The following is a 21,651-nucleotide window of genomic DNA, read 5'->3' on the forward strand; positions in this document are numbered from 1 at the left end:
CCACAGCCTCCAGTACGGCCACCCACTGAGCGGTCGCCTTGAAAACCGTCACCTGCCGAATCAGCGGGATCAGTTCAGCACGATGAGCAACTCGCAGCGTGTTGGTCAGAAAACGCGGATCATCTGCCCACTGCGACTGCCCCGCCACTTCGGCAAACTTCCTGAACTGACTGTCGTTACCCACCGTAAGGATAAGGTCGCCATCGGCAGTCGGAAAACTCTGATAGGGCACGATATTGGGATGGGCATTGCCCAGACGCTCTGGTGCGACCCCGGTAGTCAGGTAGTTCATGGCCTGATTGGCCAGGCAGGCCACCTGTACGTCCAGCAACGCCATATCAATATGCTGCCCTACATCGCTTTGATCGCGATGAGCCAGAGCTGCAAGGATTGCGGTCGTTGAATACAGGCCGGTCAGAATGTCGGTCAGCGCGACGCCGACCTTCACCGGACCTGCACCTTCCTCGCCCCCCGGCAAACCGGTAAGGCTCATCAGACCGCCAAGCGCCTGAATCATGAAGTCGTAACCCGGACGAGTCGCATATGGACCGCTTTGACCGAAACCGGTAATGGAGCAATAGATCAGTCGGGGGTTGATTGCCTTGAGCGACGCGTAATCCAGGCCATGCGCCGCCAACCCACCAACCTTGAAGTTTTCTATGACGATATCGGACTTCGCCGCCAGCTCCCTGACCAGCTTCTGCCCTTCAGGTCGCGTGAAGTCGATGGTGACCGACTGCTTGTTACGATTGGCCGACAGGTAATAAGCCGCCTCACTGGTGTTATGCCCGGCCGCATCCTTAAGAAACGGAGGCCCCCAGGCGCGAGTGTCATCGCCACAGCCCGGACGCTCGACCTTGATGACGTCAGCGCCCAGATCAGCAAGGATCTGCCCGGCCCAGGGTCCGGCCAGAACACGCGAAAGATCGAGCACTCTTATATGTGAAAGCGCACCCATGATCAGCCCTCCTTAATAGAAAGCCTGAATACCGGTCTGCGCTCGCCCCAGGATCAACGCATGAACGTCATGCGTCCCTTCATACGTATTCACCACTTCCAGATTGACCAGATGGCGCGCAATGCCGAATTCGTCGGAAATCCCGTTCCCGCCCAGCATGTCGCGAGCCATGCGCGCGATATCCAGAGATTTGCCGCAGGAGTTGCGCTTCATGATCGAGGTGATTTCCACCGCTGCAATGCCTTCGTCTTTCATGCGCCCCAGTCGCAGACAGCCTTGCAGCGCCAGGGTGATCTCGGTCTGCATGTCTGCGAGCTTTTTCTGGATCAACTGATTGGCTGCCAGCGGACGGCCAAACTGCTGACGATCAAGGGTGTATTGCCGAGCGGTGTGCCAGCAGAATTCAGCCGCACCCAGCGCACCCCAGGAAATACCGTAGCGTGCCGAATTAAGGCAGGTAAAAGGACCTTTGAGACCGCGCACGTCCGGGAAGATGTTTTCTTCGGGCACGAACACATTGTCCATGACGATCTCGCCGGTGATTGACGCGCGCAAACCGACCTTGCCATGAATGACCGGAGCACTCAGCCCCGCCCAGCCTTTTTCAAGAACGAAACCGCGAATATCTCCAGCGTCGTCCTTGGCCCACACCACGAACACGTCCGCGATCGGACTGTTGGTGATCCACATCTTGCTGCCGCTCAGGCGATAACCGCCTTCGACACTCCTTGCCCGGGTGATCATCGCGCCAGGGTCGGAGCCGTGATTGGGCTCGGTCAGGCCAAAGCAGCCGATCCACTCGCCAGACGCCAGTTTGGGCAGGTATTTCTCTTTCTGGGCCTGCGTGCCGAATTCATTGATCGGCACCATGACCAGTGAGGACTGCACACTCATCATCGAACGATAGCCCGAGTCAACGCGCTCTACTTCGCGAGCGATCAGCCCGTAGCAGACGTAATTCAAGCCACTGCCGCCGAACTCTTCAGGGATGGTCGCACCCAGCAGCCCCACTTCACCCATCTCGCGAAAGATGTCCGGGTCGGTTTTCTCGTGACGAAACGCTTCCAGCACACGCGGCGCAAGCTTGCCCTGGGCGAACTGCTCGGCAGTGTCGCGAACCATGCGCTCTTCTTCAGAAAGCTGTTGATCCAGCAACAATGGGTCGATCCAGTTAAAGCTCGCTTCACCGCTCATGTCTGTTCCTCACGCTCAGCTGAAAAATCCTGTAACGATCCTAGCCCCGGCTTACCCCTGCGACAATCGAGGTTTTATCAAGGCCCTGTGCTAATTTCTCACTCCGAAGTTCGGTTAATGGCCCCACAACAAAAAGATCAGTGAGAAGAAAGTACATGAGACGCAAAATACCCAGTACAACCGCCCTGGTGAGTTTTGAGGCAGCCGCGCGCCATGAGAGCTTCACCAAAGCCGCGCATGAACTTTCCCTCACGCAGGGCGCCGTTTGCCGGCAGATAGGCGGGCTGGAAGAGTTCCTCGGCATAGAACTGTTCCGACGCTCCAGGCGGGGCGTAAAGCTTACAGAAGCAGGGCTTTCCTACAGCCGCCGTGTTGCCCAGCAGCTGGACGCCGTCGAACGGGACACCCTTTCGGTCATGGGCGAACAAGGCGCGCATGCCATCGAGCTGGCCGTAGTCCCCACCTTCGGCACCCAATGGCTATTGCCGCGTCTGAAAGACTTTCAGCACAAGCACCCTGATGTCACGGTTCATCTGACCAACCGCACGCGCCCGTTTCTGTTCGCCGACACCGACTTCGATGCCGCCATCTATTTTGGCGACGCCGACTGGTCCGGCACCCAGTCACACAGGCTGATGGGCGAAAACTCATTGCCGGTGTGCAGCCCTTCATTCCTGGGCGGGCGAGGCAGCCTCAAGGCCAGCGAGCTGGCCGAGCTGCCGCTGCTTCAACAGACCACCCGCCCCTATGCGTGGCGCCAATGGTTCAACGCGCAGAACCTGAACGTTGCCCGCGACATGACCGGCCCTCGCTACGAGCTGTTCTCGATGCTGGCGCAGGCAGCCATGCACGACATGGGCGTGGCGCTGATCCCGCCCTTTCTCATCCTGCGTGAACTGCACGAAAAACGCTTGGTGATCGCCAGCATCAGCGCCCTGCCCAGCAACAAGGCTTATCACCTGATGATCCCCGAGCGAAAAGTAGAATCTGCTTCATTGACCGCATTTCGCGACTGGCTGGTCAATCAGGCCCATGATTACTCACTGCCGCAAGACAAAGAACAAGCACTCGTTTGAAGGTAGTGACACTCCGTAAACCCCTACATATATAACCTTATGTCGCATGAGGGCAACTCGCTAAAAAACTCGGAAATCAAGTTAACCCCTCAATATCCACGGGGTTATTTCATTGATTTCAGCTTGGCCCCTGGAGCTTTTAAGAAAAAAGTTTTATCACCTGTATTTCTTGTGGATTAGCGCCCAAACACCCGCAACCAAAGCGTTGTACGGAATTACTGCGACAATAAGTCACAGTGTGACTTGTAGTTCATCTATAGTTTCGTTACAGAATATATTGATGCTTGGAAACATCGCCTGCAAAATGCCCCGCGCCTGCTCGAAAGGGCGCGTTGATTGACCGTTCCAGACGCACCAGCCAGACGCACCAACCGTAGTGCCCTGGCCTACCTACAAACGATAAAAAATCGCGCAGGAGATTTGTCGTGCACATTGGTGTTCCTCTCGAAACGCAAGCGGGCGAAACCAGGGTGGCTGCTACCCCGGAAACTATCAAAAAGCTGATCAGCCAAGGACACAGGATCACCGTGCAGCGCGGCGCCGGTATTCAGGCCAGCGTTCCAGACAGCGCTTTTGAGGCCGCAGGCGCGGTCATAGGTGAGGCGAGCGAAGCGTTTGCAGGTGAGCTGATCCTCAAGGTCGTCGCGCCGAACGATAACGAGTTAGCACTGATAAACAGCGGCTCGGTGGTCATCGGCATGCTCAACCCGTTCAATAACGAGCTGATCGGCAAGATGGCCGATCGCGGCGTCACCGCTTTCGCCCTGGAAGCCGCGCCACGCACCTCCCGCGCCCAGAGCCTCGATGTGCTGTCTTCGCAAGCCAACATTGCCGGCTACAAAGCCGTGCTGCTCGCCGCGCACCACTACCCGCGCTTCATGCCGATGCTGATGACCGCAGCTGGCACCGTCAAAGCGGCACGCGTGCTGATACTCGGCGCAGGTGTCGCAGGCCTGCAGGCCATTGCTACTGCCAAACGGCTGGGTGCAGTGGTGGAAGGCTCCGACGTGAGGCCGGCAGTCAAAGAGCAGATCGAATCGCTCGGCGCAAAATTCATTGATGTGCCGTACGAGACCGATGAAGAGCGCGAGTGCGCCGAAGGGGTCGGCGGTTATGCCCGGCCGATGCCCGCCAGCTGGATGCAGCGCCAGGCCGCAGCCGTTCACGAGCGGGCCAGGCTGGCGGACATCATTATTACTACCGCCCTGATCCCCGGCCGCAAGGCACCGGTGCTGCTCAGCGCCGAAACCGTGGCGCAGATGAAGCCCGGCTCGGTAGTGATCGACCTGGCGGCTGCACAAGGCGGCAATTGCCCGCTGACGGTGGCGGATGAGGTTGTCGTCGCGCACGGCGTCACCCTAGTCGGGCACACCAACCTGCCCGCACTGGTCGCCGCCGATGCGTCCGCGCTGTACGCCCGCAACCTGCTGGACTTCATGAAGCTGCTGTTCGACAAAGACGGCACACTCTCGATCAACCTTGAAGACGACATCGTCGCCGCGTGCCTGATGTGCCGCGACGGTCAAGTCGTACGCAAAAACGGCTGAGGACACACCCATGGATGAGCTGATCTCCCCCGGCGTCTATAACCTGATCATCTTCGTGCTGGCCATCTATGTCGGCTACCACGTGGTCTGGAACGTCACGCCTGCGCTGCACACGCCCTTGATGGCCGTTACCAACGCGATCTCTGCCATCGTGATTGTCGGCGCCATGCTCGCCGCTGCCCTCACTGTCACGCCGCTGGGCAAGACCATGGGCACGCTGGCCGTCGCGCTGGCTGCAGTGAATGTGTTTGGCGGTTTTCTGGTCACGCGGCGAATGCTGGAGATGTTCAGGAAAAAGGCACCCAAAGCGAAAGACGAGGCGCCAAAGTCATGAGCATGAATCTGGTCACGCTGCTGTATCTGATTGCATCGATCTGTTTCATCCAGGCACTCAAAGGCCTGTCACACCCGACCACCTCCCGCCGCGGCAACCTGTTCGGCATGCTCGGCATGGGTCTGGCGGTTATCACCACGATAGGCCTGGTGTTCAAACTGGCAGCCCTTTCCAGCGCTGAAGGCACTAGCGCCGGCATTGGCTACATCGTGGTCGGCCTGCTGGTAGGCGGAACCGCCGGCTCGATCATGGCAAAACGTGTCGAAATGACCAAAATGCCGGAGCTGGTAGCGTTCATGCACAGCATGATCGGCCTGGCGGCGGTGTTCATTGCCATTGCCGCTGTGGTCGAGCCCCAGTCACTGGGCATCGTTCAGCACTTGGGCGACGCTATCCCGGCGGGCAACCGTCTGGAGCTTTTCCTCGGTGCGGCCATTGGCGCGGTCACGTTCTCGGGTTCGGTGATCGCCTTCGGCAAACTGTCGGGCAAGTACAAGTTCCGGCTGTTTCAGGGTGCACCGGTACAGTTTGCCGGGCAGCACAAGCTCAACCTGGCGCTCGGCCTGGCCACGCTGTTCTTTGGCCTGACTTTCATGTTCACCGGCAGCCTCACAGCCTTTGCGATCATGCTTGCCCTTGCGTTCGTGATCGGCGTGCTGCTGATCATCCCGATTGGCGGCGCCGACATGCCGGTCGTGGTCTCGATGCTCAACAGTTATTCAGGCTGGGCAGCGGCGGGTATCGGCTTTTCGCTGAACAACTCGATGCTGATCATCGCCGGCTCGCTGGTGGGTTCTTCTGGCGCGATCCTGTCTTACATCATGTGCAAGGCGATGAACCGCTCGTTCTTCAACGTGATCGGCGGCGGCTTCGGTGGCGCAACGGATTCGGCAGGGCCTGCAGGCGCCAAGGAAGCGCGCCCGGTGAAGTCCGGCTCGGCAGACGATGCAACCTTCCTGCTGACCAATGCCGACACCGTGATCATCGTGCCGGGTTACGGCTTGGCTGTGGCTCGCGCGCAGCATGCCCTCAAGGAGCTGACAGAAAAGCTTGTGCACCGTGGCGTCACCGTGAAGTACGCCATTCACCCGGTTGCCGGGCGTATGCCGGGGCACATGAACGTACTGCTGGCCGAAGCGGAAGTGCCTTACGACCAGGTGTTCGAGATGGACGACATCAACTCCGAGTTTGGCCAGGCTGACGTGGTTTTGGTGCTCGGTGCCAACGACGTGGTCAACCCGGCCGCCAAGAACGATCCGAAATCGCCCATTGCCGGGATGCCGATTCTGGAAGCCTTCAAGGCCAAAACCATCATCGTCAACAAGCGCTCGATGGCCAGTGGTTACGCAGGACTGGATAACGAGCTGTTCTATCTGGATAAAACCATGATGGTGTTCGGAGACGCCAAAAAGGTGATCGAGGACATGGTGAAGGCTGTGGAAAACGCCTAGCCTGACCCTGCTTCAGCACAGCCCCGGCTCGCTTGGCGACCGGGGCTTTTTACATTTCGCGTAACAGTGTTTTGCGCTGAAGCCGCCCATTAGATCCCTCAAATGCGACCTTGGTAGCGGGACGAACAAGGCCCGGTTCTCTAGACTTGTCGCTCGCTTCTATCTACGAGACAGATCCCATGTACCGTGACCGTATCCGCCTGCCCTCCCTGATGAGCAAGGTTATGAGCGCAGCCGATGCTGCTGCATTGATTGAAGACGGCATGACCGTCGGCATGAGCGGCTTCACCCGCGCAGGCGAAGCCAAGGCCGTGCCTCATGCGCTGGCCGAGCGCGCCAAGGTGACACCCCTGAAAATCAGCCTGATGACGGGTGCCAGCCTGGGCAATGACCTGGACAAGCAACTGACCGAATCCGGCGTGCTGTCCCGGCGCATGCCGTTTCAGGTCGACAGCACTCTGCGCAAGGCGATCAACAACGGCACGGTGATGTTCATCGACCAGCATTTGTCCGATACCGTCGAGTTGTTGCGCAATCGGCAGATCAAGGCCGTGGACCTGGCGGTGATCGAGTGTGTGGCAATTACCGAGGAAGGCCACCTGGTGCTGAGCACCTCCGTTGGCAACTCGGCCAGTTTCGCTATTCTGGCCAAACAGGTCATCGTGGAAATCAACCTGTCCCAGCCTCTGGAGCTGGAAGGCCTGCATGACATCTATATACCCAGCTACCGGCCGACGCGCCTGCCGATCCCGGTGCTGGAAGCCGATTCGCGCATCGGCAGCCATGCGGTGAAGATCGACCCGGCGAAGATCGTCGGCATCGTTATCAGCAACCAGCCTGACTCGCCTTCCACCGTCACGCCACCTGACGCAGACACTCAGGCCATCGCCAACCACCTGGTGGAGTTCTTCAAGAAGGAGGTGCGCGAAGACCGGCTCACCGACAAACTGATGCCCCTGCAGGCGGGCATTGGCAACATCGCCAACGCAGTCATGCATGGCCTGCTGGAATCGCCATTCACTGACCTGACCATGTATTCCGAAGTATTGCAGGACTCGACATTCGACCTGTTCGACGCCGGCAAACTGACATTTGCTTCCGGCAGCTCCATGACCCTGTCAGCGGCCAAACACGCCGAAGTATTTGCCGACTTCAACCGCTATAAATCCAGGCTGGTGCTGCGCCCGCAGGAAATATCCAATCACCCCGAAGTCATCCGGCGCCTGGGGATTATCGGGATCAATACCGCGCTGGAGTTCGATCTGTACGGCAACGTCAACTCCACCCACATCTGTGGCACGCGGATGATGAACGGCATTGGCGGCTCTGGGGATTTTTCGCGCAACGCGCACCTGGCGATATTCGTCACCAAGTCGATTGCCAAGGGCGGTGCCATTTCCAGCGTTGTGCCGATGGTCAGCCATGTCGACCACACCGAGCATGACGTCGACATTCTGGTGACCGAGCAGGGGCTGGCCGATTTACGCGGGCTGGCACCTCGCGAGCGGGCGCGGGTGATCATCGATAACTGCGTACATGCTGATTATCGCGATGCGTTGAACGCCTATTTCGACGCCGCCTGCGCGCTGGGCGGGCATACGCCGCACATCCTTCGGGAAGCACTGAGTTGGCACATCAACCTGGAAGAAAACGGGCGCATGCTGCCGACCTGAACAGGACAGTTGGAAGTGATCGAGACCTTTGCTTGATCACTTCCTGGTGCTGCTGAGCGGTATCCGAGAAAACTGTACTTCTGTACCGGTCATAAAACTGCCTTAAAACACCAAAATCACCACAATCGAGCATAAAACGCACTGGATTGGTGCCGACCGGTACAGTTTCCCCATTTATGAACAAAACAGTGCCCGATCACAGTTAACTGAACCCTCACAATACAGCTGAACTGTGTCTATCGAAGCTGGACGCGTACGAGGAAAATGGGCACCAGTCAAGCAACTCACTAATCCCGCCACAAGCGGAAGGAAGTCACACCATGGAACGTACAATCAGTTCCGATCTGTTCAGCGAAAGCACCGTCAACACTGCAAAAGCTTCTTTGCCTCTGCGCGTATTCGCCAACCTGATGCTCTGGCAGCGTCGCTTGTCCAGCCGCCATCAACTGGCTCGCCTGGATTCCCGTCTGCTGGCTGACGCCGGTATCAGCGAATCCCAGCGTTACGAAGAGCTGAGCAAGCCGTTCTGGCGCTAATTTAGCGCTCGCTGGTCCCAGACCTCCAAAGGTCTCCCACCAGCACCCCGAATTGCTTCATACAAGACCCGTCTCAGGCAACCGAGGCGGGTTTTGTCGTTTCAGGCTTACAATACAGGCTGATTCCCAAGCAGCAGTACAGTTTTAGTTATTTCAAAAATAAGCCTGTACAGTTACCAAATATCGCATGTTAGATGACAACAGGCCGTCGACCGCCATGACAAGCGCGGTACCGCTGGGATAATCTAGCGCTCTACCCCAGCCCTTTGGCTTCGCAAGCAGCCTATGCCCTTTTGTCCACGATGGAATTCGATCATGTCTCTGCTACGTACCCTTGGCGCTGCCATCCTGTTGACCGCAGCAGCAGGCGCCAACGCCTCCAGCTTCATCGTGACCACTGACGCGGTGGTCGATGCAGTCAACGCGGCGACCCGCGCCACCTCCAAAGTGTCGTCGTCCCTCAAGGACGACAAGATCGTTCTGGCCGCACGCGAAGATGCCGCCAGCTTCGTGGCCAGCTCCGGCGAAATTCGCGGCGCTCGCCTTGAAGGCGCCCTGCAGCACATCCGCCAACAGTTGCCTGAACTGCAAGCCACCGACAACCAGCTGGCTCAGGCCATTCTGGCCATCTGACACATAACGCCCCGGCCACGTGTCGGGGTAGCCCGTGCCAGAGCATTGCGCTAGCCTTGAGGCCTGTTTTGCCGGTTCGTGAAAGCCATGCGTTTACTGCACCTTCTGTTTATCGCACCCATTGCCAGCCTGGCCGTTGTCAGTCAGGTTCAAGCGTTCGATACGACCACACAAAGCCTGGTCATCACCGGCTATGTCACCAGTCAGGTCACAACGGCGCCGTTCGATAACAAGCTGATCATCGCGGCACGGGACGACGCTGCAGCGTTTGTCGCCAGTGGTGGAGCAATGCGCGGTGCGAGGCTTGAATCGGCCTTGCTCGCTCTGCGCCAGGCAAATGCAAAACTTCATGCCAGCGACCTTGAACTGGCGCAGGCAATCCTCGTCCAATAGCCACTTTCCCCTCTTTGCGTAACTGGAGACGTCACTACATGCGTACCCCGCTGATTGCTGCTGCTTCACTTGGCCTGCTGTTGCTGGCCGATCTTGCCCAGGCTCAGACCGTTGTGGCCACGAGCAACATCATCGTTCGCGCGTTCGGCCGTACCATCGACTTTACCTCGGACACCACCACGTCGATCCGTGATTCCAAGGTTGTCATCCAGGCCAAGGACGATGCCGCCAGCTACGTTGCCAGCGGCGGCGACATTCATGGTGCCCAGCTCGACGCAGCCTTCGATACGCTGCGTACTCGCGTGCCGGAAGCGCGCGGTGCCAGCGACCAGACCCTGGCTGAAGCAATCCTCGCATTGTGAGGCGGTTTCGCGCCTGGCTGCTTGCTGGCGCGCTGTCGCTGGTCGGGACACCTGCCTTTGCCAGCCTGAAGCTGGAACTGCAGGCCGATGGCCTCAACGCCGCCCAACAGCAAGCCAGCCAGACGCTGCTCGACGAAGCCATGCAGGCGCTGCCACCCGGTTTCGTCGAGACGCTGGACCGTACCGTCGAGGTGAGCTGGTCCGGTGACATGCCGCAAAACGCCTATGGCCAGGCTGCCGGCCCTTATCAGTTGTACCTCAACAGCCATTTGCTGGCTGCGTTGACCGACGGCTCGGCGGCCACAGCCCAGACAGGCCGACCACATGGCACGGTTCGCCGGGAAATGCTCGCCACCGTCCTGCATGAACTGACCCACGTGTACGACCGCGCTCGTCTGTGGTCACCCGCCGAGAAGGCGGCTATTTTCCGCTGCGCCTCGCGTAACAATTCGCTGGGCAAGATCGGCCTGCCCGACAGCTGTCGCGGTCAGACCGAACGACGCTTCACCCTGAGCGACGATCCGCGCCTGCTGGACCTCGCCGGCTGGCAGCAATATGTCGGACGCCGCGGTGAACGCGAAGAACATAACGGCCAGGTCGCGCGCAGCCCGGACATTTACGAAACCACCAGCCCGCTGGAATTCGTGGCCGTCAATATGGAGTATTTTCTCCTCGACCCGGCCTACGCCTGCCGTCGCCCCGCGCTGTATGCCTATTACAAGCAGCGCTTCGGCTGGGCACCTGCGGCACGCGATGAATGCCCGACGTATTACCCGTACCTGAACGCCGGCAGCGACTTCGGCCGAGAGCCCTTGGGCAAGCTGGACCCGGAGCGGGTCTATGCGGTCGATTACCTGCTGGCCGAGGCGAACCAGAACTGGGCAAGCCGCTGGGGTCACAGCATGTTGCGGCTGGTGATCTGCAAACCCGGTCGCCCGCGCGGCCCGGATTGCCGACTGGACCTCGACCAGCATCTGGTTCTGTCTTACCGGGCGTTTGTCGGCGACGTGCAGCTCTCGAGCTGGGATGGCCTGATGGGTGCGTACCCGTCACGGCTGTTTGTGCTGCCGCTTGCTCAGGTCATTGATGAATACACCAAGACCGAACTGCGCAGCCTGGCATCGGTGCCGATCACGCTGTCCCGCCCGGAGATCGAAGGGCTGGTTCAGCATGCTGCCGAGATGCACTGGAGCTACGACGGCAACTACTACTTTCTCTCGAACAACTGCGCGGTTGAAAACCTCAAACTGTTGCGCAGCGGCACGCACAATCCCAAGCTGGTCGGCCTGGACAGCATTCTGCCCAACGGTTTGCTTGAAGTGCTTAAAGGCCGTGGGCTGGCGGATACCAGCGTGCTGGACGACCCCAAGGAAGCGCTGCGTCTGGGCTATCGATTCGACTCCTACCGCGATCGTTATCAGGCGATGTTCGAGGTATTGAAGAAATACCTGCCGATCAAGCAGAACACCGTCGAAGAATGGATGACCCTGTCCGCCAGCGAACGCAGCCAATGGTTCGAGAAGGCTGACCTGCGCACCAGTGCCGCCATCCTGCTACTGGAACAGGCGAGCCTGCGTCGGCAATTGCTGCTGGCACAGGATGAAGTCAAGCAACGCTATCTGGGCGCACGGCAGTTGAACGACGGCAGGGTTTCCAAGGCAACCACGACGCTGCAGGAGATTCTTGCCAGCAGCGGCTTTCTGAGTCGCCCTGCCGAGCTGCTGGGCAGCGACGGTTATGGCTTGCCGCAGGCCAGTGAATGGCAGCGTCTTGAGGCAGAAAGCAGTCAGCGCCAGAAACAGCTCAAGCGCCTGACCGGCGATCTCGACAAGGAAGTGCGCGCATTGCTGGAGCCTGAACGGGCCAAGGAAATCGCAGCCAACGAAAACAATCTGAAACAGATGGGCGAACACCTTCGCGCGCTGCACAAAGCAGCAGGCGGTCTGCAACTGCCTTGATCAGGCTGCTTTCTTTTTCGGCTTGAGGTACTTGGTAAGGCCCTGGAACCAGATTACCAGAGCCGGGTTGCCCTTGATCTGAATGTCCTTGTCCTGAACGCCCCTCATGAACGCCAATTGCTTGTTTTTTGCCTGAAGTGTGGCAAAACCGAACGCTGCGTCACGAAACGCGATGGCAAAGGCAGGCTCTGCCACTACACCGCTCGCTGTGCGAATGCGTTGATCCTGAACCACGAAATGGCGCGCAATCCTGCCGTCTATGGTCTGCAACTGAAAGGTAAGGTTCTTGCCAGCCAACTGCTGCTGGAAATCAGGATTGTCTCTACTGGCGCGGGCCATCATTCGGCCCAGCATCCAAAGAAGAAAGCGAAATTTCATACAGTTCCTCGGCGTGAACCAGACCCTGTCATCAGAGCCCGGGTGGCTAGTACAGTGTAGTAGGTTGAAGGGAAAAGCCTGCAAGGAAAGATCTATTTCGACGAAGATCGGTACATAAACCTTAATCCACAACCAGGTGCTGCTCCGCGTGGAAAGCAGCACCGTCACCAAATCAGCGAATACTGCTGATGCTGCCCTTGCTGCCCGTTACCTTCACGTTGACCTTCTTGAAGATGAAGTAGTCCTGAACGCTGACTTCATAACGTGGTGCCACGATCAGATCGGCACCCGAGGACTTGACTGCCTTGTAGGCAGCAGCCGCCTTGGCGGTCGATACAGGGTCAGGCAGCGCCAGCCCAAGACCACCGCCACCACTCGCGCCGCCGTAGGTCACGCCATCGGCAAAATGGTTGTCGCCACCGAAGCTCAGGAAGTTGAACAGCACATTGGTGGAGGACTCACCGGTGATGGTGCCGCCGACCTTGACGTCCGCTTTAAGGTCGGTTTTGACCGTGCCTTCCAGCGGTGCGCTTGGCTGGCTGACGTTGTAGCTCACGCAACCACTGGTGGTGGCGATCAGCGCCGCAACAGCAGCAGACATCCATAGCTTCTTCATTCGAGATTTCCCAAGAGTAATTTTAAGGGGTGCAGCAGGAGCGGCACTCTAGGGGAATGCGAAACAAGAAAATGTCAGGCAAATGCCAGTGTTCAGGAAGGCTGCTGTACAAAATTCAGTAGGATTATTCTCACCACAGGCGCTCGCGCCTGAACCGTACGACACGCCAGATGCAAAAACGGGCACGCCAACTGAATGGTGTGCCCGCATTTCAGTAACGCGCCTCCCGCCGAGGCGCGCGACCAGGTATCAAGGGTTGACGCTGTCTTTCAGGGCTTTCCCCGGTTTGAAGGCTACGGTGTTGCTTGCCTTGATTTTTACTGGCTCTCCGGTCTGTGGGTTCTTGCCAGTCCGGGCGCCGCGATGGCGTTGTAGAAACGTGCCAAAGCCTACCAGCGTGACACTGTCCTTGCGGTGCAGTGCGCCAGTGATTTCTTCGAGAATGGCATTGAGAACGCGATTGGACTGTTCTTTGGTGAGATCCGCTTTTTCAGCAATAGCGGCTGCAACATCTGGTTTACGCATATGAAGCCTCTTTAACGGTTTTTTGTTTTTATGTCCCGCGCCGCTCGTGAAAAGCGGCAACAAGGCGCCGCGACGGCTCTACGTAGCGGCAGACAGACCGAGGATGGCATGCTGGCGTGGCCCGCGCCAGTGCACGGGCATGGTTTCTTGACAAAAAAACGTGGTATATCCGACAAAATGCCGCGAAATTATGCCAATAACGCAGGTAAAACCTTGTTCAGTGCGAGTTTTTCCATAACCGCAGTGCCGGTCAGTGCGTAACCCATCAGATTGCCACCAGTGTCGTGACACAGTGCCTTGATATCAGCCCCCTGCCCTTCGATGCTCCACTGCCCGTCAGTACCGCGCGGCGGAGGGGAAACCACCAGCGGACACGCCGGCGTCTTTACAGTGATCGGCATGGGGCCATACTTCACGGCCGTCGGTGTTCCGGCCAGCGTCTGGGCCAGGGCGCGTGCACAGCTCATCAATGGCATGACATACAACAGGTTGAGACCGTCGACTTCAGCACAATCACCCAGCGCGTAGATATTGGCGTGGGAGGTTTGCAACTGACGGTCCGCCAGAATGCCGCGCCCCGTCTGCAGGCCGGCAGCGGCGGCCAGATCGATGCGCGGCCGCAGGCCAATGGCCGAAACCACCACGTCGCAATCAATCACCTGCCCGTCCGACAAATGCGCTTGAAGGGCTTCATCTGCGCGTTGCAAACGTGTCAGCAGCGGGCCGAGGTGGAAACGTGCCCCCAGGCTTTCAAGCCCGGCCTTGACGGCCGCCGCAGCAGCAGGCGGCAACAGGGTCGGCATGACCTGTTCGCAGGGCGCAACCAGGTCCACTTCGTAACCGCCCAGCATCAGGTCGTTGGCAAACTCGCAGCCAATCAGGCCTGCCCCTAGAATCAATACGCGGCGCTTGCCCGCAGCCGCCGCCCGAAAGCGCGCGTAATCCTGCAGGTCGTTAATCGGGAACACCGCATCGCTGGCATCGCCTTCCACCGGCACGCGTATGGTTTCAGCCCCCCAGGCCAGCACCAGATCACGGTAATATACCGCCTCTTCACCGATCCACAGGCGTTTGTGGCCAGGATCAACGCCGCTGATACGCGTGTGCGTGCGGATTTCGGCCTTGAGCTGATCGGCCATTGCACCCGGCTCGGCCATGCTCAGGCCGTCGGCTTCCTTGTTCTTGCCAAAGCCTGTGGACAGCATTGGTTTGGAATAGGAGCGGCCATCATCGGCCGTGATCAATAGCAGCGGTGTGTCTGCGTCCAGCTTGCGAAACTCCCGAGCGAGGTTGTAGCCCGCAAGGCCGGTGCCGACGATGACGACGGGTGCACTCATTGTTTTTTCCTGCTCAATGTTTTTCTGCTCAGTGTTACCGAAGAACGATCAGGCGATTTCGATCATTTCAAAGTCCATCTTGCCAACGCCGCAATCCGGGCACAGCCAGTCTTCAGGCACGTCCTGCCAGAGTGTGCCGGCGGCAATTCCGTCATCCGGCCAACCATCGGCTTCGTTGTAGATCAGGCCACAGACAATGCATTGCCACTTCTTCATGTTTTGATTCTCTTGGTTATCAGGCTAAATGTAGTGCGGCGGTCGATTGCCACCTGAACGGGCGTTGTACTGATCACAAGGCCCGGATGCAAGCCTGATTCTATGACTTGTTGCTCTGCCGGTCGGCGGTCAAGCCAGGCAATCGTGATAAGCTCGCTGCCTCGTTGGCCGTCGAAACTGACTTATTGTGACCCAGCATTCCCCCGCATTCGTTACCCCTGACTGGCTTGAGCGCGAGCAACTGACTGACACGCCCACACCTGTATTTTTCGGCTGGCTATTCAATCAGCAATCCCTTACACGCCGACTGGACCGCCTGTCTGACGGCGGCTTCGATATCGTTCCCCTGTCTGAAGGCTGGCAAGCGTTGCGCGACGACGAATGCGCCGCTTTGGGCTTGCCAGCAGCCAGCGAAGGCTGGGTGCGCGAGGTGTACTTGCGCGGTAACGGCGAAAACTGGGTGTTCGCCCGTAGCGTCGCCGCACGGGACGCGCTGCAACACGGCGGTTTGCACATGGACGAACTGGGTACCCGCTCGCTGGGCGCATTGCTGTTCAGCGACCCGGCGTTCGACCGCGGCACCCTCCAGGTGTGTCATTACCCGCAAAGCTGGCTGCCTGATGCCGATGCAGTTTCCGGGCTGTGGGCACGCCGCTCACAATTCAGTCGCGGTGCGTTGAGCGTGCTGGTTGCCGAAGTTTTTCTGCCCGCCCTGTGGAATGCGATTCATAACAAGGACCACGCCTGATGTACCTGTCCCTGCTCAAATCCCTCAATCGCCTGAGCCCACGCGCCTGGGATTTTGTCCAACTGACACGTATCGACAAGCCGATCGGCATTTATCTGTTGCTGTGGCCAACCCTGTGGGCGGTCTGGATCGCAGGCAAGGGCTCGCCGTCGCTGAACACGGTGTTCATCTTCGTGGCAGGCGTATTCCTCATGCGCGCGGCGGGCTGCGTGATCAATGACTTCGCCGACCGCAAGGTCGATGGTCACGTAAAGCGTACCGAACAACGCCCGCTGGTCAGCGGTAAAGTCAGTTCGCGTGAAGCGTTGGTTCTGTTTGCCGTACTGGTCAGCCTGAGTTTTGTGCTGGTGCTGTTCACCAACAGCACGACGATCTGGCTGTCATTTGGCGGGCTGGCGCTGGCTGCCTGTTATCCGTTCATGAAGCGCTACACCTATTACCCGCAGGTGGTGCTGGGTGCCGCGTTCTCGTGGGGAATGCCGATGGCGTTTACCGCTGAAACCGGCGAGCTGCCTGCCGCAGCCTGGCTGTTGTACATCGCCAACCTGCTCTGGACAGTGGGCTACGACACTTACTACGCAATGGTCGATCGCGACGATGACCTGAAAATCGGCGTGAAATCCACCGCCGTGCTGTTTGGCGATGCCGACCGCGTGATCATTTTGTCCCTGCAAGGTCTGGCGCTGGGCTGTCTGGCGCTGGCCGGTTCGCGCTTTGAGCTGGGTGCCTTTTTCTACATGGGGTTGCTGGTCGCGGCTGCCTGCTTCGCCTGGGAATTCTGGAGCACGCGCCTGCGCGAGCGCGATGCCTGCTTCAAGGCCTTTCTGCACAATCATTGGGCGGGCCTTGCGATATTCCTCGGCATCGTCGCCGATTACGCCTTGCGCTGAGCACAGCCGCCAAGCGCACTCGGGCGATTGAAATAAAGGCGTGATCACTGGGCGTGCGGGCCCCCGGTATCCTGTGCGCATGCTAGCCTCATCCAGACCTGTCACACGACTGCAATAATTCCGTTATCTAATGCGCCCCAAGACAGTTAAATGACAAGAGGTTCGAGCATGGCTGGCAGGAGCATCCTGATCGTTGACGACGAAGCGCCTATTCGTGAAATGATCGCCGTTGCGTTGGAAATGGCTGGATACGACTGTATTGAAGCCGAAAACTCTCAGCAGGCCCACGCGATCATCGTCGACCGCAAGCCTGACCTTATTCTGCTCGACTGGATGCTGCCTGGCACATCCGGCATCGAATTGGCCCGACGCCTCAAACGTGATGAGCTGACCGGGGATATCCCGATCATCATGCTCACCGCCAAGGGCGAAGAGGACAACAAGATCCAGGGCCTGGAAGTGGGCGCTGACGATTACATCACCAAGCCGTTTTCGCCCCGCGAACTGGTTGCCCGCCTCAAGGCCGTGCTGCGCCGGGCCGGGCCGACTGACGGAGAGTCCCCTATCGAAGTCGGCGGCTTGCTGCTCGACCCGATCAGCCACCGCGTCACCATCGATGGCAAACCGGCAGAAATGGGCCCAACCGAATACCGCCTGCTGCAATTTTTCATGACCCATCAGGAGCGCGCTTACACACGTGGCCAGCTGCTGGATCAGGTCTGGGGCGGCAACGTGTACGTCGAAGAGCGTACCGTCGATGTCCACATTCGTCGCCTGCGCAAGGCCTTGGGTGATGCGTATGAAAATCTGGTACAAACCGTGCGCGGCACCGGCTATCGCTTTTCAACGAAGAGCTGACAGCCGTTTCGTCGATGCAGGGCAGCGACCGGTGCGGACCAGACAAGGATTTACCCTTAATTGAATCAAAATTGGTACGGCACCCTGATACGCCACATGTTGCTGCTGGTCACCGCCTGCCTGTTGGTGGGCCTGATCAGCGGACACTATGGCTGGAGCCTGGCCACCGGTCTGGGCCTGTATCTGGCCTGGACCCTCAAACAATTACTGCGCCTGCATGACTGGCTGAGCAGCCACAAGGCCGACGAGCCACCTCCAGACGGTTACGGCCTATGGGGCGAAGTGTTCGACAGCATCTACCACCTGCAACGCCGTGACCAACGGGTGCGTGGCCGCTTGCAGGCCGTCATCGACCGCGTGCAGGAATCCACCGCTGCTCTGCGCGATGCGGTGATCATGCTCGACAGCGAAGGCAATCTGGAGTGGTGGAACCGCGCCGCCGAAACCTTGCTGGGCCTCAAGACGCCGCAGGACAGTGGCCAGCCCGTGACCAATCTGGTGCGCCATCCACGCTTCAAGGAATACTTTGCGCTGGGCGACTACAGCGAGCCGCTGGAGATCTCCTCGCCCACCAACGACCGCATGCGCATTCAGTTGCTGATTACCCGCTATGGCAACAACGAGCATCTGATGCTGGTACGTGACGTCACACGCATTCATCTGCTGGAGCAGATGCGCAAAGACTTCGTCGCCAACGTATCCCATGAATTACGCACGCCGCTGACCGTGATCTTCGGCTACCTGGAAACACTGCTCGACAACGTGGAAGAGGTGAACCCACGCTGGGTGCGGGCACTGCAACAGATGCATCAACAAGGCGGGCGCATGCAGACGCTGCTCAACGACCTGCTGTTGCTGGCCAAGCTCGAAGCCACGGATTACCCTTCGGACAACAATCCGGTCGTGGTCACTGCGCTGCTCAAGACCATTACCGCCGACGCCAATGCGCTGTCGGGCAGCAAGAATCAACAGATCCACCTCAGCCTTGAAAGCGACATGCTCCTCAAAGGCAGCGAAAGCGAGCTGCGCAGCGCGTTTTCCAACCTGATTTTCAACGCGGTCAAGTACACCCTGGCCGAAGGCGTTATCCGCATACGCTGGTGGAACGACGAACGGGGCGCGCACCTTAGCGTGCAGGATTCGGGCATCGGCATCGAGACCAAACATCTGCCACGCCTGACAGAACGCTTCTACAGGGTCGATACCAGCCGGGCGTCCAATACCGGTGGCACGGGGCTGGGCCTGGCGATCGTCAAACACGTGTTGCTGCGCCATCGCGGCCACCTTGAGATCAATAGCGTTCCGGGCAAGGGCAGCGTTTTTACTTGCCACTTTGCCGACGACCAATTGTCCAAACCCTTGAACGACGATTCAGACTACTAGGCAATCGAGCTTTCAGCCGCTACATTGCCGGGTTCATAGCGTCTTCCTTGGCGCGAAATCGCTCTCTTTCTGTTAATACGGACCCTGCAAAACCCCATCATGGACCCTTCTCCTAGTTTTAACCTGTCTTCACTCTTTGCCGACTTCGGCATGATTCTCTTTGCTCTGTTCCTGGTCCTGCTCAACGGCTTTTTCGTTGCGGCAGAGTTTGCCATGGTCAAACTGCGCTCGACCAAGGTCGAGGCCATCGCCGACAAGAACGGCTGGCGCGGGCACATTCTGCGCAAGGTCCACGGCCAACTGGACGCCTATCTCTCGGCCTGCCAGCTGGGTATCACCCTCGCCTCTCTCGGCCTGGGCTGGGTGGGCGAACCGGCGTTTGCGCACCTGCTGGAGCCACTGCTCGCAGCAATGGGCGTCGACACCCCGGAACTGATCAAGGGCGTGTCGTTCTTTACCGCCTTCTTCATCATTTCCTACCTGCACATCGTCATCGGCGAGCTGGCCCCCAAGTCATGGGCAATCCGCAAGCCGGAGCTGCTGTCGCTATGGACGGCGGCACCGTTGTACTTTTTCTACTGGCTGATGTACCCGGCCATCTACCTGCTCAACGCCAGCGCCAACGCCATTCTGCGCATCGCAGGCCAGGGCGAGCCTGGCCCGCACCATGAGCACAGCTACAGCCGCGATGAACTGAAACTGATTCTGCACTCCAGCCGTGGTCAGGACCCAAGCGATCAGGGCATGCGGGTGCTGGCATCTGCTGTGGAAATGGGCGAGCTGGAAGTGGTCGATTGGGCCAACTCCCGCGAAGACATGGTCTCGCTGGACTTCAACGCGCCGCTCAAGGAAATTCTGGCCTTGTTTCGTCGCCACAAATTCAGCCGTTATCCGCTGTACGACGCCGAACGTGGCGAGTTCGTCGGGCTGTTGCACATCAAGGACTTGCTGCTGGAGCTGGCCGCGCTGGATCATATTCCCGAATCCTTCAACCTGGCTGAACTGACCCGCCCGCTGGAGCGCGTGTCGCGGCACATGCCGCTGTCGCAATTGCTGGAGCAGTTCCGCAAGGGCGGCGCGCATTTCGCCGTGGTCGAAGAAGCCGACGGCAAGATCGTCGGCTACCTGACCATGGAAGACGTACTCGAAGTGCTGGTCGGCGATATTCAGGACGAACACCGCAAGGTGGAGCGCGGCATTCTCGCTTACCAGCCGGGCAAGCTGTTGGTGCGTGGCGATACGCCGCTGTTCAAGATCGAGCGTCTGCTGGGCATCGACCTGGATCACATCGAAGCGGAAACCCTGGCAGGTCTGATCTACGAAACCCTCAAGCGCGTGCCGGAAGAAGAAGAGCAGATGGAAGTCGAGGGCCTGCGCATCATCATCAAAAAGATGAAAGGCCCGAAAATCGTTTTGGCTAAAGTGCTGAAGCTGGATTGACCCGATCAGCGCCGCCTGTTCAAAATCGGCCGCAAAGCGTCATGAGCTGCATGCCCGCGCGGAGCATTGGCGCGATAGGCAACAGCGCTAATTCCCGCCCACCGCGAAGTTGGGCAGGCTCGGTACCGGTGTAGCGAATTCGTAGGGGATGGAGACCAGTTCATTGCCCGAATTGCGTTGCACGACAAAGTGCAGGTGCGGGCCGGTGCTGTTGCCGGTATTGCCGGAACGCGCCAGCGCCGTACCGACACTGACCCGCTGACCTTCCCTGACCGCCACCGAGCCTTGCATCAAGTGCAGGTAGACGCCCATCGTGCCGTCCTCGTGCAGAATCCGCACAAAGTTGCCTGACGCATTCGAGCCTCTGCCTGACTGGCTGTTTTCGATCTTCACCACCGTGCCGCCGCGCGCTGCGATGATCGGCGTGCCTTCGGGCATGGCGATGTCCATCGCGTAGCGCCCTTTGACACCGAAGTGGCTGTATCTGCCATTAGGCCCCTGGGTCAGACGAAACGGCCCACCGATCCACGGCAACGGGTATTTGTAAGCGTGTACCGAGCCCTTGGGATCGCCCAGCGTGGAGGTGAGCATCGACGCGTAATTCATCGGCTTGCTCGCAACCTTGGGGCTCAAGACCACCACCCGTTCGTTACTGCGTGCCGGGATAGTGCGGCGCAATGTCGAGGAAGCTCCTGCCACACCCAACACGTTGGTGACGCTGGAAAGCTTGAGTTCAACCTCGACCGGGGCATAAAGGTCGTTACGCACATACAGGCTGTGCACGCCCTTTTCCCGCCGCACACTCAGGTGCACCTGCTGGTCGATACGTTCGACCATCCGGTCCCGAAAGACCATGACCGATGCACCCGGCGTCGGCCGGTCAGAGAACGACACCACGCCTTGGGCATCGGTGAATTTGTAGATCGTGACTGCCCCCGCCGACTGCACAGTCAACGTCAGGGCAAACAGGATGAGCAGGCGTTCAAGCATCGGAGGCGATCAGGTTCAAAGGTGCCGGGTGCCAAGCCTAGCAGCCTTGCAGGCAGAAGAGGACTCACCGGTATCAATCGGACATGAATGAAGCGCCAGACAAGCCGCGCCAGACACAAGACGCGCAGTGCCGTTAAAACACTGCGCGAGGTGAA

The 21,651-nt window shown here is 58.9% G+C and carries 23 protein-coding genes (1 of these 23 running past the window's edge); 15 read left to right on the forward strand and 8 right to left on the reverse strand.

All coding sequences use genetic code 11. The features are described 5' to 3' along the window. Positions 1–961: the 5' portion of a CaiB/BaiF CoA transferase family protein gene (locus PSPTO_RS28295; protein WP_193383856.1), read on the reverse strand. It extends 263 nt beyond the left edge of the window; 961 of the gene's 1,224 nt are visible here — the first part of the coding sequence; the start codon lies at positions 959–961; its stop codon lies beyond the left edge, outside the window. Positions 962–970: 9 nt separating this feature from the next. Further along, on the reverse strand, positions 971–2,152 hold the full coding sequence (locus PSPTO_RS28300) for an acyl-CoA dehydrogenase (protein WP_011105512.1): 1,182 nt from the start codon (positions 2,150–2,152) through the stop codon (positions 971–973). A gap of 155 nt (positions 2,153–2,307) precedes the next feature. Between PSPTO_RS28300 and PSPTO_RS28305 the strand changes: the two genes are divergently transcribed. The 10 genes from PSPTO_RS28305 to PSPTO_RS28350 all read left to right on the forward strand — a co-directional run bounded on the left by PSPTO_RS28305 (position 2,308) and on the right by PSPTO_RS28350 (position 12,115). Continuing rightward, entirely contained in the window at positions 2,308–3,228 is a 921-nt protein-coding gene (locus tag PSPTO_RS28305) for a LysR family transcriptional regulator (protein WP_011105513.1), read from the forward strand. A gap of 425 nt (positions 3,229–3,653) precedes the next feature. Then, the gene (locus PSPTO_RS28310; RefSeq protein ID WP_044392973.1) at positions 3,654–4,775 is read left to right on the forward strand and encodes a Re/Si-specific NAD(P)(+) transhydrogenase subunit alpha; all 1,122 of its coding nucleotides are present in this window, start codon (positions 3,654–3,656) and stop codon (positions 4,773–4,775) included. A gap of 10 nt (positions 4,776–4,785) precedes the next feature. Further along, entirely contained in the window at positions 4,786–5,109 is a 324-nt protein-coding gene (locus PSPTO_RS28315) for an NAD(P) transhydrogenase subunit alpha (protein WP_005768393.1), read from the forward strand. Further along, a complete protein-coding gene (locus PSPTO_RS28320) occupies positions 5,106–6,560 on the forward strand; it encodes an NAD(P)(+) transhydrogenase (Re/Si-specific) subunit beta (protein WP_005768392.1) in 1,455 nt (484 codons plus the stop codon). Before PSPTO_RS28315 ends, PSPTO_RS28320 begins: the two co-directional genes overlap by 4 nt. A gap of 179 nt (positions 6,561–6,739) precedes the next feature. Then, positions 6,740–8,233 carry an acetyl-CoA hydrolase/transferase family protein gene (locus PSPTO_RS28325; RefSeq protein ID WP_011105514.1) on the forward strand — a complete coding sequence of 498 codons (1,494 nt, stop codon included), beginning with the start codon at positions 6,740–6,742 and terminating at the stop codon, positions 8,231–8,233. 320 nt (positions 8,234–8,553) lie between these two features. Next, positions 8,554–8,769, forward strand: a complete 216-nt coding sequence (locus PSPTO_RS28330) for a DUF1127 domain-containing protein (protein WP_003383123.1) — start codon at positions 8,554–8,556, stop codon at positions 8,767–8,769. 315 nt (positions 8,770–9,084) lie between these two features. Next, complete coding sequence (locus PSPTO_RS28335) at positions 9,085–9,402, forward strand: DUF2388 domain-containing protein (RefSeq protein ID WP_005768387.1); 318 nt, start codon at positions 9,085–9,087, stop codon at positions 9,400–9,402. An 87-nt stretch (positions 9,403–9,489) separates the two neighbouring features. Further along, entirely contained in the window at positions 9,490–9,795 is a 306-nt protein-coding gene (locus PSPTO_RS28340) for a DUF2388 domain-containing protein (RefSeq protein ID WP_011105515.1), read from the forward strand. 38 nt (positions 9,796–9,833) lie between these two features. Further along, positions 9,834–10,157, forward strand: a complete 324-nt coding sequence (locus PSPTO_RS28345; RefSeq protein ID WP_003383126.1) for a DUF2388 domain-containing protein — start codon at positions 9,834–9,836, stop codon at positions 10,155–10,157. Then, a complete protein-coding gene (locus tag PSPTO_RS28350; protein WP_011105516.1) occupies positions 10,154–12,115 on the forward strand; it encodes a DUF4105 domain-containing protein in 1,962 nt (653 codons plus the stop codon). Before PSPTO_RS28345 ends, PSPTO_RS28350 begins: the two co-directional genes overlap by 4 nt. Here PSPTO_RS28350 and PSPTO_RS28355 read toward each other — a convergent pair whose 3' ends face one another. The 5 genes from PSPTO_RS28355 to PSPTO_RS28375 form a co-directional block, all read right to left on the reverse strand. Continuing rightward, complete coding sequence (locus PSPTO_RS28355; RefSeq protein WP_024667547.1) at positions 12,116–12,493, reverse strand: SCP2 sterol-binding domain-containing protein; 378 nt, start codon at positions 12,491–12,493, stop codon at positions 12,116–12,118. Positions 12,494–12,665: 172 nt separating this feature from the next. After that, positions 12,666–13,109 carry a hypothetical protein gene (locus tag PSPTO_RS28360; RefSeq protein WP_024658065.1) on the reverse strand — a complete coding sequence of 148 codons (444 nt, stop codon included), beginning with the start codon at positions 13,107–13,109 and terminating at the stop codon, positions 12,666–12,668. A 249-nt stretch (positions 13,110–13,358) separates the two neighbouring features. Further along, complete coding sequence (locus PSPTO_RS28365; protein WP_003383132.1) at positions 13,359–13,634, reverse strand: HU family DNA-binding protein; 276 nt, start codon at positions 13,632–13,634, stop codon at positions 13,359–13,361. Positions 13,635–13,822: 188 nt separating this feature from the next. Next, on the reverse strand, positions 13,823–14,971 hold the full coding sequence (locus PSPTO_RS28370; protein WP_011105519.1) for an NAD(P)/FAD-dependent oxidoreductase: 1,149 nt from the start codon (positions 14,969–14,971) through the stop codon (positions 13,823–13,825). A gap of 48 nt (positions 14,972–15,019) precedes the next feature. Next, positions 15,020–15,187 carry a rubredoxin gene (locus tag PSPTO_RS28375; RefSeq protein ID WP_003383136.1) on the reverse strand — a complete coding sequence of 56 codons (168 nt, stop codon included), beginning with the start codon at positions 15,185–15,187 and terminating at the stop codon, positions 15,020–15,022. 187 nt (positions 15,188–15,374) lie between these two features. Here PSPTO_RS28375 and PSPTO_RS28380 point away from each other — a divergent pair, with 187 nt between their 5' ends. The 5 genes from PSPTO_RS28380 to PSPTO_RS28400 all read left to right on the forward strand — a co-directional run bounded on the left by PSPTO_RS28380 (position 15,375) and on the right by PSPTO_RS28400 (position 20,506). Continuing rightward, positions 15,375–15,935, forward strand: coding sequence for a chorismate--pyruvate lyase family protein (locus tag PSPTO_RS28380; protein WP_011105520.1), 561 nt, complete (start codon positions 15,375–15,377; stop codon positions 15,933–15,935). Further along, positions 15,935–16,825 carry a 4-hydroxybenzoate octaprenyltransferase gene (gene ubiA / locus PSPTO_RS28385; protein ID WP_007245012.1) on the forward strand — a complete coding sequence of 297 codons (891 nt, stop codon included), beginning with the start codon at positions 15,935–15,937 and terminating at the stop codon, positions 16,823–16,825. Before PSPTO_RS28380 ends, ubiA begins: the two co-directional genes overlap by 1 nt. A gap of 168 nt (positions 16,826–16,993) precedes the next feature. Further along, positions 16,994–17,683: a phosphate regulon transcriptional regulator PhoB gene (gene phoB, locus PSPTO_RS28390; protein ID WP_003383141.1), complete on the forward strand. Its 690-nt coding sequence runs from the start codon at positions 16,994–16,996 to the stop codon at positions 17,681–17,683. 60 nt (positions 17,684–17,743) lie between these two features. Then, positions 17,744–19,066: a phosphate regulon sensor histidine kinase PhoR gene (gene phoR, locus PSPTO_RS28395; RefSeq protein ID WP_007245011.1), complete on the forward strand. Its 1,323-nt coding sequence runs from the start codon at positions 17,744–17,746 to the stop codon at positions 19,064–19,066. Between the two features lie 99 nt (positions 19,067–19,165). Beyond that, entirely contained in the window at positions 19,166–20,506 is a 1,341-nt protein-coding gene (locus PSPTO_RS28400; RefSeq protein ID WP_003383143.1) for a hemolysin family protein, read from the forward strand. A gap of 87 nt (positions 20,507–20,593) precedes the next feature. Here the strand turns inward: PSPTO_RS28400 and PSPTO_RS28405 are convergent, their stop codons facing one another. After that, a complete protein-coding gene (locus PSPTO_RS28405; RefSeq protein WP_046464026.1) occupies positions 20,594–21,496 on the reverse strand; it encodes a peptidoglycan DD-metalloendopeptidase family protein in 903 nt (300 codons plus the stop codon). Between the last annotated feature and the right edge of the window lie 155 nt (positions 21,497–21,651).

This window comes from Pseudomonas syringae pv. tomato str. DC3000, from assembly GCF_000007805.1.
GTDB classification, from domain to species: Bacteria; Pseudomonadota; Gammaproteobacteria; order Pseudomonadales; family Pseudomonadaceae; genus Aquipseudomonas; species Aquipseudomonas avellanae.